Annotated in this window: 12 protein-coding genes; 9 read left to right on the top strand and 3 right to left on the bottom strand. The window is 72.9% G+C overall.

Translation table 11 applies throughout. The annotated features are described in order from the left end of the window. The first annotated feature begins 175 nt into the window (after positions 1-175). The 5 genes from JWN97_RS19960 to JWN97_RS19940 all read left to right on the top strand — a co-directional run bounded on the left by JWN97_RS19960 (position 176) and on the right by JWN97_RS19940 (position 7,986). Positions 176-1,570, top strand: a complete 1,395-nt coding sequence (locus JWN97_RS19960) for an amidase (RefSeq protein WP_297627158.1) — start codon at positions 176-178, stop codon at positions 1,568-1,570. A gap of 534 nt (positions 1,571-2,104) precedes the next feature. Further along, positions 2,105-4,216, top strand: a complete 2,112-nt coding sequence (locus JWN97_RS19955; protein ID WP_297627154.1) for a hydantoinase/oxoprolinase family protein — start codon at positions 2,105-2,107, stop codon at positions 4,214-4,216. Continuing rightward, positions 4,213-6,201, top strand: a complete 1,989-nt coding sequence (locus tag JWN97_RS19950) for a hydantoinase B/oxoprolinase family protein (RefSeq protein WP_297627151.1) — start codon at positions 4,213-4,215, stop codon at positions 6,199-6,201. The genes JWN97_RS19955 and JWN97_RS19950 overlap by 4 nt, the downstream gene beginning before the upstream one ends. A 3-nt stretch (positions 6,202-6,204) precedes the next feature. Further along, positions 6,205-6,870, top strand: a complete 666-nt coding sequence (locus JWN97_RS19945; protein WP_297627148.1) for an NAD(P)H-binding protein — start codon at positions 6,205-6,207, stop codon at positions 6,868-6,870. Between the two features lie 180 nt (positions 6,871-7,050). Further along, entirely contained in the window at positions 7,051-7,986 is a 936-nt protein-coding gene (locus tag JWN97_RS19940) for a hypothetical protein (RefSeq protein ID WP_297627145.1), read from the top strand. A gap of 3 nt (positions 7,987-7,989) precedes the next feature. On the opposite strand, the gene JWN97_RS19935 is transcribed toward JWN97_RS19940, so the two are convergent. Further along, positions 7,990-8,340 carry a response regulator transcription factor gene (locus JWN97_RS19935; RefSeq protein WP_297627143.1) on the bottom strand — a complete coding sequence of 117 codons (351 nt, stop codon included), beginning with the start codon at positions 8,338-8,340 and terminating at the stop codon, positions 7,990-7,992. 118 nt (positions 8,341-8,458) lie between these two features. Then, positions 8,459-8,968: a nucleoside kinase gene (locus tag JWN97_RS19930; RefSeq protein WP_297627140.1), complete on the bottom strand. Its 510-nt coding sequence runs from the start codon at positions 8,966-8,968 to the stop codon at positions 8,459-8,461. Positions 8,969-9,060: 92 nt separating this feature from the next. On the opposite strand from JWN97_RS19930, the gene arcC reads away from it, so the two are divergent. The 4 genes from arcC (at position 9,061) to JWN97_RS19910 (ending at position 17,649) form a co-directional block, all read left to right on the top strand. Next, positions 9,061-10,005 carry a carbamate kinase gene (gene arcC, locus JWN97_RS19925; RefSeq protein WP_297627138.1) on the top strand — a complete coding sequence of 315 codons (945 nt, stop codon included), beginning with the start codon at positions 9,061-9,063 and terminating at the stop codon, positions 10,003-10,005. 14 nt (positions 10,006-10,019) lie between these two features. Then, complete coding sequence (locus tag JWN97_RS19920; RefSeq protein ID WP_297627136.1) at positions 10,020-11,135, top strand: ring-opening amidohydrolase; 1,116 nt, start codon at positions 10,020-10,022, stop codon at positions 11,133-11,135. 77 nt (positions 11,136-11,212) lie between these two features. After that, on the top strand, positions 11,213-14,443 hold the full coding sequence (locus tag JWN97_RS19915; RefSeq protein ID WP_297627133.1) for an ATP-dependent DNA helicase: 3,231 nt from the start codon (positions 11,213-11,215) through the stop codon (positions 14,441-14,443). Continuing rightward, a complete protein-coding gene (locus JWN97_RS19910) occupies positions 14,440-17,649 on the top strand; it encodes an ATP-dependent DNA helicase (protein WP_297627130.1) in 3,210 nt (1,069 codons plus the stop codon). Before JWN97_RS19915 ends, JWN97_RS19910 begins: the two co-directional genes overlap by 4 nt. Positions 17,650-17,865: 216 nt before the next feature. Here JWN97_RS19910 and deoD read toward each other — a convergent pair whose 3' ends face one another. Continuing rightward, on the bottom strand, positions 17,866-18,576 hold the full coding sequence (gene deoD, locus JWN97_RS19905; protein WP_297627127.1) for a purine-nucleoside phosphorylase: 711 nt from the start codon (positions 18,574-18,576) through the stop codon (positions 17,866-17,868). Between the last annotated feature and the right edge of the window lie 16 nt (positions 18,577-18,592).

Genomic DNA, 18,592 nt, shown 5'->3' with positions numbered 1-18,592 from the left:
GCCGGCACGGTGTTCACCGCGCCCTCCCCGGCGGCTGCGGCCGGCTCGCGCCAGGAGTTCCTCACCGGCGTCGCCGTCGGAGCCGGCCTCGTGGTGCTCGGCGTCATCGTCGGAGGCGTGTTCCCGTCGAGGCGGGCGCAGATCGCCCTCCTCAGGACAAGCGGCCGCTGAGGCGATGACCGACCTGACCGTCGACTCGACCGCGCGCGCCCAGGCCGCCGCCGTACGCTCCGGTGCGATCTCGGCGCGCGAGCTGCTGGAGCTGCACCTGGCCCGCATCGGCGAGCGCAACCCCGAGCTCAACGCGATCGTCTCGCTCGACGAGGACCGCGCGCGTGCGGCCGCCGCGACGGCTGACGAGGCCCTGGCGTCGGGTGCCGACGTCGGTCCGCTGCACGGCCTGCCCTTCGCGGTGAAGGACACGCATGCGCTCGAGGGCTGGCGCACGACCTACGGGTCGCCGATCTTCGCCGACTCCGTGGCCGACCACGACGACCTCCTGGTCGAGCGCGTCCGGCGGGCCGGCGCGGTCTTCGTCGGCAAGACCAACGTGCCGGAGTTCGCGGCCGGGTCGCACACCTTCAACACCGTCTTCGGCGTCACCCGCAACCCCGTCGACCCGACCCGGTCGGCCGGCGGGTCCAGCGGGGGAGCGGCGTCCGCGCTCGCCTCCGGCATGGTGCCGCTCGCCGACGGCTCCGACATGGGCGGCTCCCTGCGCAACCCCGCGTCGTTCTGCGGTGTGGTCGGCCTCCGGCCGTCGCTGGGACGGGTGCCGGAGTGGCCGCTCTACAACCAGTGGGAGAGCACGTCCGTCGGCGGCCCGATGGCCCGCAACGTCGGCGACCTCGCCCTGCTCCTCTCCGTCCTCGCCGGGCCCGACCCGCGCGCTCCGCTGGCACTCGGCGACTCCGGGTCGAGCTTCGCCCCACCGGTGGTCCCGGCCCCGCTGGCCGGGCTGCGGGTGGCCTGCTCGGTGGACCTGGGCGGCTCGCTCGTCGTCGACCACGCGGTCGCGGACGTCGTACGAGCCACCGCGGCCCGGCTCTCCGACGCGGGCGCGACGGTCGTGGAGGCCCAGCCGGACCTGTCCCTCGCCGACGACACCTTCCGCACGCTGCGGGCGTGGCACTTCCAGGCGAAGTTCGCCGCGCTGCTGGCGGAGCACCCGACGTCGTTCAAGCCCTCGCTCGAGGCCAACATCCGCGCGGGGGAGTCGCTGACCGGCGCCGACGTCGCGCGGGCCTACACCCAGCGCACGACCCTGTCGGAGACCATGCGGATGTTCTTCGGCGACCACGACGTGCTGCTGCTGCCGACCTCGCAGGTGCCGCCGTTCCCGGTGGAGCAGGAGTTCCCCGAGACGATCAACGGCCGCCGGAAGCCCGACTACTTGGCCTGGATGCGCTCGGCGTGGGCCATCACCGTCACCGGCTGCCCGGCGATCTCCGTGCCCGCCGGCACCACCGCCGACGGCCTGCCGATCGGGGTCCAGCTGGTCGCGAGGCACGGCTCCGACGGGCGGCTGCTCGAGGTCGCCGCAGCGGTCGAGGCACTGCTCGCGGGCTGACCCGCGGTAGTCCGCGTCAAAGAGCTCCTCCCGGCGGCCCTGCAACGAGTCAATGGACACGGACCATCCACGCGGCGCCACGCGCGGCCTGTGCACAGAATTGTGGAAAAACCTCGACCAGCTGGGGATGAACCGGGCCGCGCTGGGGACGACGCGCCGGAACCCGAAGTATGTGGAAGAACTTCCGCCGGAGCTCTTGCGGGCCGTGTGATCCAGGGCATAGAACTCTCCCTACGCAGCCCCGCAAGGGGAGGCGCGATGGCCCAGGAAGAATGGTCCACACGACGGGAACCGGTTCGCCGGGGAACGAAGCGGCCGCCGGGTGATGCGGCGGCCGGGACCGGACAGACGAGGCGATCGACCGGGAGCATCACACCGACCGGTCAACCGAAGGGCCCTTGTTGCTCATACCAACGAGGGCCCTTCACCTATTTCCCGCCGCGCCTGTGTGCACATGTCTTGCCGAAGGTAGGGCGCTTCGTCGGCAGATCCTGCCGTGGTCGCGGCCACGTCCACCTCGGTTGAATCGACCCCATGGCGCACACCTCCCGACGGATCAGGATCGGCATCGACACCGGTGGCACGTTCACCGACGTGGTGGCCTTCGACGAGGACTCGGGGGAGCTCGTCACCACCAAGACCCCGAGCACCCCGGGCAACCCGGCCGACGGGTTCATCGCCGGCATCGAGAAGATCCTGGGCATCGTCGGCGCCGAGGGCAGCGACATCACCGCGGTCTCCCACGGCACGACGGTGGCGACCAACAAGCTGCTCGAGGGCAAGGTCGAGGCGCTCGGCTTCATCACGACCGAGGGCTACGAGTTCATGCTCGAGATCGCCCGGCAGTCCGTGCCCGACGGCTACGGCAACTCCTACTTCTGGGTCAAGCCCGACCGCATCGTGCCGGCCGACCGGGTCCGCACCGTCGGCGGCCGCCTGGACTTCACCGGTGCCGAGATCCGCCCCTTCGACGAGGACGCCGCCGTTGCCGCCGCGCGGTGGTTCAAGGCCCAGGGGATCGCCACGATCGGCGTCTGCCTGCTGCACGCCTATGCCGACGACGCACACGAGCTGCGGATGCGCGAGATCCTGCGCCGCGAGCACCCCGAGGCGATCGTGTCGATCTCCAGCGAGGTGCTGAGGGAGTACCGCGAGTACGAGCGCGCGATGACCACGCTGGTCGACGCGGCGGTCAAGCCCAACGTCAGCCGCTACGTCACCAACATCCAGGACCGGTTGCACGGCTTCACCGGCTCGGCGCACGGCGACCGGGGGCCCATCCCGTTCTACGTGATGAAGTCCAACGGCGGCGTCCTGTCCGCCGACGAGGTCGTGCACCAGCCGATCACCACCGTGCTCTCCGGACCGGCGGCCGGTGCCCTCGGCGCCGCGCTGATCGCCAAGGTCGCCGGCTTCCCCAGGATCCTCACCTGCGACGGCGGCGGCACGTCGACCGACGTCTCGGTCGTCCTCGACGGCGAGCCCACGCTCACCACCGAGGGCACCGTCGGCGCCTACCCCAGCAAGATCCCGATGATCGACGTCGTCACCGTCGGCGCGGGCGGCGGCTCGATCGCGTGGCTCTCCCCGGAGGGGACCCTCAAGGTCGGCCCGCACTCGGCCGGCGCCGACCCCGGTCCGCTCTGCTACGGCAAGGGCGGCACCCAGCCCACCATCACCGACGCCCACGTGACCCTCGGCCGGATCCCACCCCACCTGCTCGGCGGCGAGATCCCGCTCGACGTGGAGGCCGCCCGCCGCGGCATCGCCGACCTCGCCGACCAGCTCGGCCTCGACTTCGAGAAGTGCGCCACCGGGATCCTGGAGATCTCCGCCTGGAACCAGGCCAACGCGCTGCGCCAGGTGAGCGTCAAGCGTGGTCTCGACGTGCGCGACTTCATGCTGACCACCTTCGGCGGCTCGGGCTCGCTGCTGGCCTGCCGGCTCGTCGACATCCTCGACCTGGCGGGAGTCGTCGTACCTCCCAACCCCGGCAACGTCAGCGCCTTCGGGCTGCTGACGGTCGACGTCAAGAACGACTACGTCCAGACCCACGTCGCCAAGGAGTCCGCGCTCGACCACGCGGCCGTGCAGGCGATCCTCGACACCCTCACCGACCGGGCGCGCGAGGCGCTCGACAAGGAGGGCTTCGGGGCCGCCGAGCACCAGTTCCACCGCACGATCGACGTGCGCTACGTCGGACAGGCCTACGAGGTGCGCGTCGCCGCCCCCGAGGGCGTCGTCGACGCGGCGTACGTCGAACAGGTCGCGGACGCGTTCCACGCCGACCACCGCCAGCTCTACGGCTACGACTTCCGCGGCGACCCCACCCAGCAGGTCGAGTGGGTCAACCTCCGCGTCACCGGCATCGGGCCGATCACCCGCCCGGAGATCCCCAGGCTGGGCGCCTCGCCGGTCGAGGGCGGGCGGAGCCCGGTCACGAGGCCCGTCTGCTTCGACCCGGAGCAGGGCTACGTCGACACCCCCGTCATCTGGCGGGGCGACCTCGGCGCCGGCGACACCTTCGCCGGTCCCGCCATCGTGGAGGAGTTCGGCTCCACCATCCCCGTCCACCCCGGCTTCGAGGTCCGGGTCGACGACTGGGCCAACCTCGTGATCCGCAAGACCCAGGAGGCCGCGCGATGAGCAGCACTGCAGTGGACCCGGCGTACGTCACCGCCAGGCCGGTCAACCCGGCCGGCCTGCCGACGGCCTACGAGCACGGCGGACGCCTGACGGCCGAGGGCACGTCGGTCGACCCGATCCTCGTCGAGATCGTCCAGGGCACCCTGGCCAGCGTCGAGATGGAGGTTGAGACCGCCATCGGCCGCACCAGCCGCTCGCCGATGATCCGCGACGCCCACGACTTCCGCGCCGGCATCCACGACCGCCAGCTGCGCAAGCTCACCGGTCGCTCCTACAGCGCCCTGGTGCACCCGATCGTGCGCGACTTCCCGCTGGCCGAGATGCGCGAGGGCGACGTCTTCTTCCACAACGACGTCTACGAGTCGGAGGGCGGCATCGGCCACCTGCCCGACCTCTGCGTGACCGTCCCGGTCTTCCACGAGGGCGAGGTCGTGGCCTTCGTGCAGGCCTTCGGCCACCACGACGACATCGGCGGCGCCTGCCCGGGCTCGATGCCCAGCGGCGCGACGAGCGTCTACGAGGAGGGGCTGGCGGTCCCGCCGATCAAGCTGTGGGACGCGGGCGTGCCCAACCGGGCCGCGCTGCGGATCATGACCCGCAACTCGCGCATGCCCGACAGCCTGGCCGCGGACCTCGACGCGGAGTGCTCGGCGTGCCTGATGGGCGCGCGCCGGCTCAGCGAGCTGTTCGAGCGCTACGGCCGCGAGGCCATCGAGACCGCCTTCGACGCGATCCTCGACACCACCACCGAGACCTACCGCCGCGAGATCCTCTCCAAGATCCCCGACGGCACCTACGTCTGGGAGGACTACGCCGAGCACGACGGCGTCGACGAGCCGCAGCTGCACACCCAGCGGATCACCCTGACCAAGGTCAGCGACGCCCCGGCCGACCCCGAGAACGGGCGCCCGGCCGGGCCCCGCCTGATCATCGACTTCACCGGCACCAGCGCCCAGGCCAAGGGACCGATCAACCACTGCGGTGACTACGTCGGCGGCAACTTCCTCAAGAAGTGGCTCGCGCCGATCCTGCGCAACCTCGCCGACACCCCCGAGCGGATGGCCGAGCTCGACGTCAACGAGGGCATCGTTCCCCTCATCGAGATGCGCTTCCCCGAGAAGGGCACGCTGCTCACCCCGATCCACCCCGGCCCGACCAACGCCCGCACGTTCGTGATCCTGCGACTGCTCGGCGTGCTCGCCGGCGTCGTGGCGAAGGCCGTCGACGGCAAGATGCCGGCCGACCAGGAGACGATCCGCTACACCGGCGTCTACGGCAAGGACCTCGACGGCAACGACTACCTCATGCGCGAGGTGCTCGGCGGCGGCTCCGGCGGGCGCTACTACGCCGACGGCGAGGACACCATCCACGTCGTGCCCGACTCGCGCAACCTGCCCACCGAGTTCACCGAGTCGCGCTTCCCCTTCATCGTCGAGCGCCTCGGCCTGGCCGTGGACTCCGGCGGCGCCGGCCAGTTCCGCGGCGGCCTGGGCTACGAGAAGCAGATCCGGATGCTCAAGGACGCCCACTTCATGTCCATCGCGGACCGCTCGATCCTGGCCTGCTGGGGCGTGCGCGGCGGCCGGGCCGGCGCACCGTTCCAGGTCGTCATCGACCCGGGCGGCCCCGACGAGCGCGAGGTCGACGCCCTCGCCGACGCCGAGCCGATCAGGGCCGGGCAGGTCGTCCGCATCCGTACGACGGGTGGCGGCGGCTGGGGCGACCCGTTGGCCCGCGACCCCGAGCTCGTCGTGCGCGACGTGGTCTGGGGCAAGGTCTCGACGGCGGCCGCACTGCGCGACTACGGCGTCGTGCTGACCGGCTCGACCGACGCCGGCGACCTCGCCTTCGACGCGTCCGCGACCGACGCCGAGCGGTCCGGCCGGGCCGCCTGGAGCCGGGAGGACGACGCGTTCTTCGACCGCGGTCCGGGCTATGCAGCGCTGGCCGACGGGGCGACGCACGCCGACGTCGACCGGATCTGATCCGTGCGCGTCGCGCTCCTCGGCGGCCACGGGAAGACCGGCCGTGCGGTCGCCGAGGCGCTGACCGCACGGGGCGTCGACGCGGTGCCCCTGGGGCGTGCGGACTGGCCGGACCTCGCGGCCGCGGTCACCGGCTGCGACGCGGCGTACGTCATCGCCCCCAACCTCCACCCCGACGAGCCGGCGTACGTCGCTGGTGCGCTGGCCGCGCTGACGCGGGCCGGGGTCGCGCGGGTCGTCTACCACTCGGTCGCCTCGCCCTACGCGCCTGCGATGCCGCACCACGTCGGCAAGGCGCGCAGCGAGGACCTGGTGCGCCGCAGCGGCCTCGACTGGACGATCCTCCAGCCCGGCGCCTACCTGCAGAACCTCGACCGGACCGGCCCGCTCGAGGTGCCCTACTCGCCGGACGTCCCCTTCGGCTTCCTCGACCTCGCCGACCTCGGGCGCGCCGCGGCCGTCGTCCTCACCCAGCCCGGCCACGGCGGAGCGACGTACGAGCTCGCGACCCGCGTCGCGACGGTGCGGGAGCTGGCCGAGGAGGCGGGTGTGCCGGTGAGGCAGGTGCCGGACCCGGGGATCCACCCGTGGCTGAGCGCGATGTTCGCCTACTACGACGACCACGGGCTGCCGGTCGGCACGCGGGTGCTCGAGGCGCTGCTGCGATGACCTCGCTCACAACCACTGACCTCGCTCAGCAACCACCGGGTACCCGGTGGTTGCTGAGGTTCAGGCCCGTTGCAACGGGTGGGAACCGCACGAAGAGGACTGAAAGGTGAGACGGGGGCCCTGAGTCACGATCGGGCAACATCCGTTGCCGCGAGACCGCGTCGGGCAGATGCTTCGTGGATGGGACGGGGGATCGTGCTGGCGCTGGTCGTCGCGCTGACCGGGTGCGGCGACGTGGACAGCGGCGGTGCAAGCCCGGGGAAGCCGGCCGCGTCCCCGACGGCGGCCCTGCCGGCCGAGGGTCGGGTCCGGACGGTGACCACCGTCCTCGACCAAGGTGACGGGCCGGTGATGTGCCTCGGCGGCATCGCCGACTCCCTCCCTCCGCAGTGCGACGGCCCGGACGTCGCCGGCTGGGACTGGGACGACCACCCCGAGCACGAGTCGGCGGACGGCGCCCGGTGGGGCGAGTTCACGCTCGTCGGCGCGTGGGACGGAAGGACCTTCACGGCGACCGAGGTCGAGCCGGTCGAGCCGCTCGACGGACTGCAGAACGTCGGGGGGCTCGATCCGCCGGAGACGGACCCGCCCACAACTCCGTGCGAGGAGCCGGACGGTGGGTGGACGGTGGTCGACCCGGCGACCACCAACACCACCGCTCGAGGCCGGGCCACACGGGTGGCGGAGGCCCTGCCTGACTACGGGCTGACCTGGATCGACCAGTCGATCAACCCGCGCTGGGAGGACTGGCAGCAGCTGGTGGCCGGCCAGTGGACCGGCTCCTCGCTCGAGCTGGAGCAGGCGATGAACGACCCAACCCACATGATCCTCAACGTCGGCGTCACCGACGACCTCGCTCGCGCGGAGGCGGCGGTCAGGGAGGTCTGGGGCGGTCCGCTCTGCGTCTACGAGCTCGCCAACACCATCGAGCGCCTGCGCGAGGTCGCCGAGGAGCTGAGTGACCTGCCCGGCGCCCTCGGTCCGCAGTTCGGCACGATCAGCAACCGCGTCGACCTGCCGGTCGTCCACGACGACGGCTCGGTCCAGGCCTGGGTCGACGAGGAGTACGGCCCGGACGTGGTGGAGGTGACCTCGGTCCTCGAGTCGGTGGAGTGAGCGTCAGGGCTCGATGAGCCCCGCCCGGATCGCACAACGGATCAGCTCCACCCGGTCGCGCATCCCCAGCTTGGCGAGGATGTTGGCGAGATGGCTCTCGACGGTCTTGAGCGCGATGGTGAGGTCGCGGGCGATCTCCCGCGACGACCGGCCCTCCGCGATCAGCTTGATCACATGGTCCTCGCGCGCGGTCAGCACCGAGGCCGGCACCCGCTCACCGCGGCGCAGGCGGTCGAGGTAGTCGCGCACCAGCGTGCTCTCCGCGCCGGGGTAGAGGAATGTCTCACCGCGCATCGCCGCCCGGCAGGCGCCGACCTCGGTGGCAACGCCACGGCCGTCGCTGCGGGAGCCCACGCGGTCGTGCTCGGCATCGCGGCCAGGGCGGGGGAGCCGATCAGCTTCTGGGGCTTCACCAAGTACGGCGTGGTGGTGACCGTTGCGACCCTGCTCGTGGCGTGGTCCTTCGTCTACCTCAGGTACGTCGCCCTGGCGTGTGGCCCACCCGCCGGAGGATGTCGTCGACCACCTCGGTCAGCGGACGGGTCGCGTCGATGCCGACCCCCGAGCGGGGGACGTCCTCCGCGGTCCGGTGCAGCCGCAGCACCAGGTCCCGCTCCTCGGGACGCGCACCCCACTCGTCCGCAGGTCGGCGGTCCAGCCGCTCTACCAGCGTCGCGGCATCCACCTCGAGGACGAACACGTCGTCGAAGAGGTCGACGAAGGCGGGGAAGTTCCTCGAGCCGCCGCAGAAGAAGGTCAGCGGACGGGAGCGGTCGGCGACGAGCTCACGGACCAGCGCGACGTCCCAGACGTGGTGCTCGTGCCGCGCGCCGGGGAGCGGCTCGCCGGTGAGCGGGTCTCCCTGGTAGGCCAGCCGGCGGTCGCCGTGGACCACGTGGCGGCCCCGGCGCTCCAGCTCTGTGGCGACCGAGGTCTTGCCCGTGCAGGAGACGCCCTCGACGAGGTAGGTGCGCTCACCCATGCCACCAGTATCAAACATTGCCAGTGAAGGGCCGCGTTGTTGGCCGAAAGTGCCGTGGGGTCGGTGTGAACGCCGACACTAGGGTCGAGCGCATGAGGGTCCTGCTCGCACTCGGTGGCAACGCCATGACGAACGCCGAGGGGCGGGCGCGTCCGGAGGACCAGATCACCGCCGCCCGGACGGCGATGGCCGCCGTCGCCGGCCTGCTCGAGCACGACCACGAGGTCGTCATCACGCACGGCAACGGCCCCCAGGTCGGCAACCTCCTCGTCAAGAACGAGCTGGCCGCGGGCGTCGTACCGCCCGTCCCGCTGGACTGGTGCGGCGCGCAGACCCAGGCCACCCTCGGGTTCGTCCTGATGGACGCGCTCGACCAGGAGCTCGCCGTCCGCCACGTCGACCGGCGCAGCGCTGCGCTGGTGACCCGCACCCTCGTCGACCCGGACGACGAGGGCTTCACGACGCCGACCAAGCCCATCGGACGACACCTGCCGGAGGCCGAGGCCAGGCTGCTGATGGGCCACGGCGAGACCTGGGAGGACCGCGGCGAGAAGGGCTGGCGTCGCGTCGTCGCCTCGCCCGAGCCGCTGGAGATCCTCGACGCGCCCGCGGTGCTCGCGCTGATCCGCGCCGGCTTCGTCGTGGTCGCCAACGGCGGTGGCGGCATCCCGCACGTACGCCGTCCCGACGGGTCGCTGGCCGGCGTCGAGGCGGTCATCGACAAGGACCTGGGCGCGGCCCTGCTCGCGCAGACGACCGAGGCCGACGTCCTCGTCATCGCCACCGACGTCCCGAACGCCGTCATCCGCTGGGGACAGCCCGACGCCGAGCCGCTCGGCCGGCTGACGGTCGACGAGCTGCGCCGCCACGCCGCGGACGGACACTTCGCCTCGGGCTCGATGGGCCCCAAGGTCGACGCGGTCTGCCGCTTCGTCCAGGCCACCGGCAGCACCGGCGTCATCACCAGCCTCGACCAGATCACCGCAGCGGTCGCCGGCGAGGCCGGCACCGTCGTACTTCCCAGTCCTCAGAACTGAAAGGAACCACTGCCATGACCGCCACTCCCTCCGCCATCGAGGTCCGCAAGGTGCCGATCCACTCGGTGGCCGACGCCTCCGAGCTCACCAAGCTCATCGACGACGGCGTCATCGCGGCCGACCGCGTCTTCGCGATCATCGGCAAGACCGAGGGCAACGGCGGCGTCAACGACTACACCCGGATCATCGCCGACCGGGCCTTCCGCGAGGCGCTCGTCGCCAAGGGGGCCGACCCCGAGCAGGTCAAGGGCGTGCCGATCGTGTGGTCCGGCGGCACCGACGGTGTCATCAGCCCGCACGCCACCATCTTCGCGACCACCGACGTCGCGGAGGACGACCCGTCGCGCGAGGAGATGCGGCTGACCGCCGGCTTCGCGATGAGCGAGCCGCTCCTGCCCGAGGAGATCGGCTACACCGCGATGATCGAGAAGGTCGCGGCCGGCGTGAAGGTCGCCATGGAGCGCGCCGGGATCACCGACCCCGCCGACGTGCACTACGTCCAGACCAAGACCCCGCTGCTCACCATCCACACGATCCGCGACGCCAAGTCGCGCGGCAAGACGGTGTGGACCGAGCACACCCACGAGTCGATGGACCTCTCCAACGGCACCACCGGCCTCGGCATCGCCGTCGCGCTGGGGGAGATCGAGATGCCCACCGACGCCGACGTGATGCACAACCGCGAGCTCTACTCCTCGGTGGCCTCCTGCTCCTCGGGCGTCGAGCTCGACCAGGCGCAGATCGTCGTCGTCGGCAACGCGTTGGGAGTCGGCGGCCGCTACCGCATCGGCCACTCGGTGATGAAGGACGCGCTGGACGCCGACGGCATCTGGGAGGCCATCCGCACGGCCGGCCTCGACCTGCCCGAGCGCCCGCGCACCAGCGACCTCGACGGCAGGCTGGTCAACGTGTTCCTCAAGTGCGAGGCCAGCCAGGACGGCACGGTCCGCGGCCGCCGCAACGCGATGCTCGACGACTCCGACGTGCACTGGCACCGCCAGATCAAGGCGTGCGTCGGTGGTGTCACCGCGGCCGTGACCGGGGACCCCGCGGTCTTCGTGTCGGTCTCCGCGGCCCACCAGGGTCCCGAGGGTGGCGGCCCGGTCGCCGCGATCGTCGACCTCGGCTGACCGCTTCCACCGTTCCACCCGTCCCTCACGGCGGGGCCGGCAGGACACTGTCGGTCCCGCGTGATGGGGTGTGGTCCGTGAGTACGTCGACCCGCTACCGGCTGGTGCGCCCCGACCGCGAGGTCGTGGTGCCCGAGCTCGACGAGCACCAGCAGCGGGTGGTCGACCACGAGGGCGGGCCGCTGGTCGTGCTGGCGGGGCCCGGGACGGGCAAGACGACCACCCTGGTCGAGGCGATCGTCGACCGGATCGAGGTCCGTGGCGCCTCGCCCGACGCCGTCCTCGCGCTCACCTTCTCCCGCAAGGCCGCCGAGCAGCTGCGCGACCGGGTGACGGCCCGCGTCGCCCGCACGACGTCGGCCGCCTCCTGCTCGACGTTCCACTCCTTCGCCTATGCGCTCGTCCGCAGATATGCCCCGGCCGAGCTCTACGAGGGCGCGATCCGCCTGCTGTCGGCACCGGAGGCCGACGTGGTGCTGCGCGAGCTGCTCCGCGACAATCCGGAGTCCGTGGTCTGGCCCGACCAGCTGCGCCGGGCCGTCGGCACCTTCGGCTTCGTCCGCGAGGTGCAGGCGGTGCTCGCCCGCGCCCGCGAGAAGGGCCTGGACCCCTCCGGGCTGCGCAGCCTGGGGGAGGAGCACGACCTGCCCGAGCTGGTGTCGGCGGGCCTGTTCATGGAGCAGTACCTCACGATCCTCGACAACCTCGGTGCCACCGACTACTCCGACCTGATCCGGCGCGCGGTCATCGAGGCCGAGGCCCACCGCGACGAGCTGCGGGCCCGGTGGACGCACGTCTTCGTCGACGAATACCAGGACACCGATCCCGGCCAGGTCGCCCTCCTGCGCGCGCTCGCCGGCGACGGCCGCAACCTCACCGTCGTCGGTGACCCGCACCAGTCCATCTACGGCTTCCGCGGGGCCGACGTCCGCGGCATCCTCGACTTCCCTGCGAGCTTCCCGACCGCCGCCGGCCAGCCGGCGCCGACGGTGGTGCTGCGGCGCACCCGGCGCTTCGGCCCCCGGATCCTGCTGGCGGCCAACCGGGTCGCCCACAGGCTGACCCTCACGGGCAGCATCGATGCCGAGGCACGGGAGGCGTTCCTCGCCCCGGAGGCGGTGCCGGGGCCGCAGGGTGACGGTCGCGTGGAGGTCCTCACCTACGACACCGAGCGGGCCGAGGCCGAGCGGCTCGCCGACCTGCTGCGCCGCGCACACCTCGAGGACGGCATCGCCTGGGACCGGATGGCCGTGCTCGTCCGCTCCGGCCGCACCAGCATCCCGCCGCTGCGTCGCGCCCTCGCCGCCTCCGGGGTGCCCGTGGAGGTGGCCTCCGACGACCTGCCCCTGGTGCAGGACCCGGCCGTGCTGCCCCTCCTCGACGGCCTGCGCGCCGTGGTCAACCTCGACAACGACGACCCCGACTCGCCCGACTACCTCGACCCCGGCCGGGTCGAGTCGCTGCTCCTGTCGCCCCTGGGCGGACTCGACGCCTCCGACCTGCGCGCCCTCACTCGCCGCCTCCGTGCCCGTGAGAAGGAGCAGCCCGACGCGCAGGCCCGGCGCACCTCCCGCGAGCTGCTCCGGCTCGCCGTGGTCGAGCCCGGGTTCCTCGAGGGGCTCGACGGCCCCGACGTCGAACGCGCTGCGGTCCTCGCCACGCTGCTGCGCGAGGGAGTCCACAAGCTCGCCGAGCGGGCCGGCGTCGAGGACGTCCTGTGGCACCTGTGGGCGAGCACGACCTGGCCCGAGCGCCTGCGCCGCCAGGTCGACGGGGGCGGGGCCGGCGCCCGTCGCGCCCACCGCGACCTCGACGCGATCGTGGCGCTCTTCGAGCTCGCCTCCCGCGCGGTCGACCAGCGCGACCACGTCGGCGTCGGGGCGTTCTTCGCCAGCCTCGTCGCCCAGCAGCTGCCCGCCGACACCCTGGCCGAGCGCGGCGTCCGCGGCTCGGCCGTCCGGCTGCTCACCGCCCACCGCTCCAAGGGGCTCGAGTGGGACCTCGTCGTCGTGGCCCACGTCCAGCAGGAGGGCTGGCCCGACCTGCGCCGCCGTACGACCCTGCTGGGCGCCGACCGGATCGGTGTCGACGGCACCGGTCATCCCGACCTCGTGCCGCCCGTCACCACCCGGGCGCTCCTGATGGAGGAGCGCCGACTCTTCTACGTCGCGTGCACCCGCGCGCGCCGCCGCCTCGTGGTGAGCGCCGTGCGCTCGCCGGACGACGAGGGCGAGCAGCCGTCCCGCTTCCTCGAGGAGCTCGGGGTCACCATCGAGCACCAGGACGGTCGCCCGCCGCGCCCCCTCTCGCTGGGCGGGCTGGTCGCCGAGCTGCGCCGCACAGCGGCCGATCCCGACGTCTCCGTGCCCCTGCGCGAGGCGGCGGCGCGCCGGCTGGCGGCCCTCGCGGTCGAGGAGGTGGACGGGCGCCAGCTGGTGCCCGCGGCCGATCCGTCCACGTGGTGGGGCACCCGCAGCGCGACCCGGTCGGTGCTGCCGATCCGCGACCCGGAGCGGCCGGTGCCGATCTCGGCCAGCATGCTCGAGTCGATCCTGGTCTGCCCCGCCCAGTGGTTCTTCGAGCGGGAGGCGGGCGGCGTCTCGGCGGTGCACCAGTCGGCCAACCTCGGCCAGGTGCTCCACGCCCTCGCCGAGCGGGTGGCCACCGACGAGCTGCCGGCCGAGGTCGAGCCGCTGATGGCCGAGGTCGAGGCGATCTGGGACCGGCTCGCGTTCCGCACGCCGTGGTCCCGGCAGCGCGAGCTGGCCCGGATCCGCAAGGCGGTCGGGCGCTTCGTGCAGTGGCACCGCGACAACCCGCGCCAGTTCCTCGGGGCGGAGGAGCGCTTCCAGAGCGTGGTCGACGTCGACGGCCGCCCGGTCCTGCTCACCGGTTTCGCCGACCGGCTCGAGATCGACGACACCGGACGCGTGGTCGTCGTCGACTTCAAGAGCGCCCGCACGCCGCCGTCGGGCCCCGCCGTCGCGGCCAACCTCCAGCTCGCGCTCTACCAGTACGCCGTCGACGCCGGCGCGGTCGACGAGGCGGCCGGCCGGCCGGTCGCCTCCGGAGGCGCCGAGCTGGTGCAGCTCGGCATCGACGACGACGACGCGACGGCCAAGGTGCAGGGACAGCCGGCCCACGACGACGCCGGACCCGAGCGTGCCGTCCTCCGCGCCGGGCTGGCCCGCGCCGCCGAGCTGGTGCGCGCCGAGACCTTCCCGGCCACGGCCGGCCCGCACTGCCGCGACTGCCCGTTCGTCGCCATCTGCCCCGCCAAGGGCGCCGGGAGCGTGACGGTCCAGTGAGCGAGCCGACCCGCGAGCCGGTCCGGCTCGACACCCCCGAGGACCTGCGGGCCCTGATGGGCGGTCACGCGCCCAGCGACGAGCAGTGGGCCGCGATCACCTCGCCCCTGCGTCCCACGGTCGTGGTGGCGGGCGCCGGCAGCGGCAAGACCACGCTGATGGCGCAGCGCGTCGTGTGGCTGGTGGCGACCGGCAAGGTGCGGCCCGAGGAGGTCCTCGGCCTGACGTTCACCACCAAGGCCGCCGCCGAGCTGCGCCAGCGCGTGACCGCGGCCCTGGGCGCGGCGGGCCTGCTCGACCGGTCGGTCGTCGTGGAGGGGGAGGACGTCCTCGAGCCGACGGTCGCGACCTACCACGCCTACGCCGCCACCCTGCTGACCGACCACGGCCTGCGCATCGGTCACGAGCCCGACACCCGGGTCGTCTCCGACGCCTCCCGCTACCAGCTCGGTGCCCGCGTCATCGAGCGGTTCACCGGCCACATCGAGCTGCTCACCGACCACCCCGCGACCGCCATCCAGAACCTCCTCGCCCTCGACGGTGCGATGAGCGAGCACCTCGTCGACGCCGACGACGTACGCCGCATCGACGCCGAGGCCCGCGTCGGCTTCGAGCGCGCGATCGCCGAGGAGCAGGCCGGCAAGGCCCGCAAGACCTACCTCGAGCCACCCGCCAAGGCGATCCACGCGATCGACCGCAGGACCGAGCTGCTCCAGCTGGTCACCGGCTACCGGCGGCTGAAGTCCGATCTGGGACTGATGGACTTCGGCGACCAGATCGCGCTGGCCGCCCGCCTCGTGGACGACCAGGCGGAGGTGGGGGAGCTCGAGCGGGCGCGCTTCAAGGTCGTGCTCCTCGACGAGTACCAGGACACCTCGGTCGCGCAGGCGACCATGCTGTCGCGACTCTTCTCCGGGCCCGACCCCGAGCACGGCCTGGGCCATCCGGTGATGGCCGTCGGCGACCCCAACCAGGCGATCTACGGCTGGCGGGGCGCCTCGGTGTCCAACATCCTCAACTTCGCCGACACCTTCCCCGCGGCCGACGGCGAGCCGGGACGGCTGCCGCTGACGGTCAACCGGCGCTCCGACCGGCGTATCCTCGACGTCGCCAACCGGCTCGCCGAGCCCCTGCTCGCCGCCTACGGCGACAAGGTGGCCCGGCTGCGCGCCGCGGAGATCGCCGGCGAGGGTCGCGTCGAGACCCACGTCTTCGAGCGCGCCGCCGACGAGCTCGCCTGGCTCGCCGCCGAGGTGCAGCAGGTGCACGACGCGGGGACCCCGTGGTCGGAGGTCGGTGTGCTGAGCCGCGACAACGCCCAGGCGGAGGAGGTCTACGACGCCCTCACCACCGCCGGGATCCCGGTCGAGATCGTCGGGCTGTCGGGCCTGATCCGGCTGCCCGAGGTCGCCGAGGTGGTCGCGACGCTCACCCTCCTCCACGACGTCACGGCCAACTCCTCGATGCTCACCCTGCTCACCGGGCCGCGCTGGGCGATCGGCCCGCGCGACCTCCGCCTCCTCGCTCTGAGGGCCGCTGAGATCGCCGGCGTACGCAGCCGCAAGGAGGCCTCGTCCGTCGCCGACCAGCTCCTGCAGATCGCCGACGGGATCGATGCCTCCGAGCTGCCGGCCCTGAGCGACGCCGTGGAGTCGCCGGGGGAGGGGGCCTACTCGCCCGAGGCCATCGACCGCTGTGCCCTCCTGGCCGCCGAGCTGCGCCGGATGCGCACCCACGTCGGCGACCCGCTGCTCGACGTGGTCCGGCGGATCATCGACACCACCGGCGTCGACGTGGAGCTCGCGTCGGCGACCTCGGCGGCCGCGGCCGCGCGGCGCGACAACCTCGACCTCTTCGTCAAGGCGGTGGCGGAGTTCCAGTCCGTCGACGGCGACGTGACCCTGCCGGCGCTGCTGGCCTACCTCACGGCCGAGGACGACCAGGGCAACGGCCTCGACGTCGCCACCCCGACCGCCGCCGACTCCGTCAAGCTGCTCACCGTCCACCGCGCCAAGGGCCTCGAGTGGTCGTCGGTGTTCTGCGTGGGGGTGGGGGAGACCCGCTTCCCCAGCAACCGCTCGCGCACGCTCTGGACCTCCTCACCGGCGGTGCTGCCCGCGCCCCTCCGCGGGGACCGCGTCGACCAGCCGCAGCTCGCCGGCCACGACAAGGCCGCGCTCGACGCCTACCGCGCCGAGACGCGCGCCCACGACGCCGAGGAGGAGCTGCGCCTGGGCTACGTCGCCTACACCCGCGCCGCCCACCACCTCAGCGTCACGTCGTACGTCTGGGGCCAGCGCGCGACCCCCTTCGGTCCGTCCGACTACCAGCGCGTCGTGCGCGACCAGCTCGAGGAGTGGGGTCGGCCGGTCGAGCGCTGGCTCGACAAGCCCGTGGGCAAGACGCCCAACCCCAACGACGACGTGGACCCGTCGCGACCCTGGCCGGTGCCCGGACCCGGCGAGGAGGCGCGACGCCGGCTCGCGGCCGCCGAGCTGGTGCGCACCGTCGACCGCACCGCCCCCGACGAGGGCCTCGACATGGTCGAGGCGGCGCGGGTCGCCGACTGGGACGACGACCTGGTCCAGCTGCTCACCGAGGCGCGCGCCCAGCGCGCCACGTCGGTCGACCTGCCGCTGCCGCCCAGCCTGTCGGCGACCTCGGTGGCCCGACTGCGCGACGACCCCGAGGCCTTCGCCCGCGAGCTGGCCCGGCCGATGCCGCGCCCACCCGCGCCCGCCGCGCGGTTCGGCACGGCCTTCCACGCCTGGGTCGAGCACCGGTTCGGCCAGCAGGCGCTGATCGAGCCCGACGAGCTGCCGGGGCGCGCCGACGCCGGCATCGACGACGAGGCCGACCTCGGGGAGGTGGTCAAGCGCTTCGAGGACGGCCCGTTCGGCGACCGCGCGCCCCATGCCGTCGAGGCTCCCTTCGCGCTCGTCCTCGCCGGCCAGGTGGTCCGCGGCCGCATCGACGCGGTCTACGCGGAGCCCGACGGCGGCTACCTCGTCGTGGACTGGAAGACCAGCCGCCACGAGGCCGCCGACCCGCTCCAGCTCGCCCTCTACCGCCTGGCGTGGTCCGAGCTCACCGGCGTGCCCCTCGAGAAGGTGCGGGCCGCGTTCCACTACGTCCGGTCGGGCCGCACGATCGAGCCGGACGACCTGCCCGGTCGCGCCGGCCTCGAAGAGCTGCTCGCCCTCTGACCGGGGGTCCATCGCCAGCGGTGGTCGAGCCACATTCCCGGCTGTCCGAGTGTGGCTGGACCACCGGCCGTCGGCGCGCCGACGTACGACTCCCTGGCCAGCGGTGGTCGAGCCACATTCCCGGCTGCCCGACTGTGGCTGGACCACCGCTCGACTGGTGGGTGAGGCGTGTTCCGCGGCGCGAGAACCTGCCTCACGCACCGCCGGGCACGGAGCTCAGGCCAGGGCGGCGGTGAGCGCGATCTCCACCATCTCGCCGAAGGTCTGCTCGCGCTCCTGCGAGGTGGTCTCCTCGCCGGTGACGATGTGGTCGGAGACGGTGCAGATCGCCAGCGCGCGCCGGCCGTGCTTGGCGGCAAGGGTGTAGAGCGCGCTCGCCTCCATCTCGACCGCCAGCACGCCGTACTTCACCATCTCGCCGAGCAGCTCGGGCCGGGCGGCGTAGAACGAGTCGCTGGAGAAGATCAGGCCCACGTGGAAGGGCGAGCCGCCCTCGCGGGCCTCGGCCGCCTCGACCGCACCGCGCAGCAGCCCGAAGTCGGCGACGGGGGCGTAGTCGAGCCCGTGGAAGGCGATCCGGTTCATCGACGAGTCCGTGCAGGCGCCGGACGCGATGATCACGTCGCGCACGCCCACGGACTCGGTGACCCCACCGCAGGAGCCGACGCGCACGATCGAGGCGACGTCGTACTCCGTGAAGAGCTCGTTGACGTAGATCGACATCGACGGCTGGCCCATCCCCGAGCCCTGGACCGAGACCGGCCGGCCGCGCCAGGTGCCGGTGAAGCCGTACATCCCGCGGACCTCGCTGTAGCAGCGGGCGTCGTCGAGGAAGGTCTCCGCGATCCACTTGGCCCGCAGCGGGTCGCCTGGAAGCAGGACGGTGGGGGCGATGTCGCCCGGCTGGGCGCCGATGTGCGTGCTCACGGCACGACGCTAGCCG

It is taken from the genome of Nocardioides sp. (assembly GCF_025965415.1).
Taxonomy (GTDB): domain Bacteria; phylum Actinomycetota; class Actinomycetes; order Propionibacteriales; family Nocardioidaceae; genus Nocardioides.
This window is presented reverse-complemented; position numbering and strand designations above follow the sequence as displayed.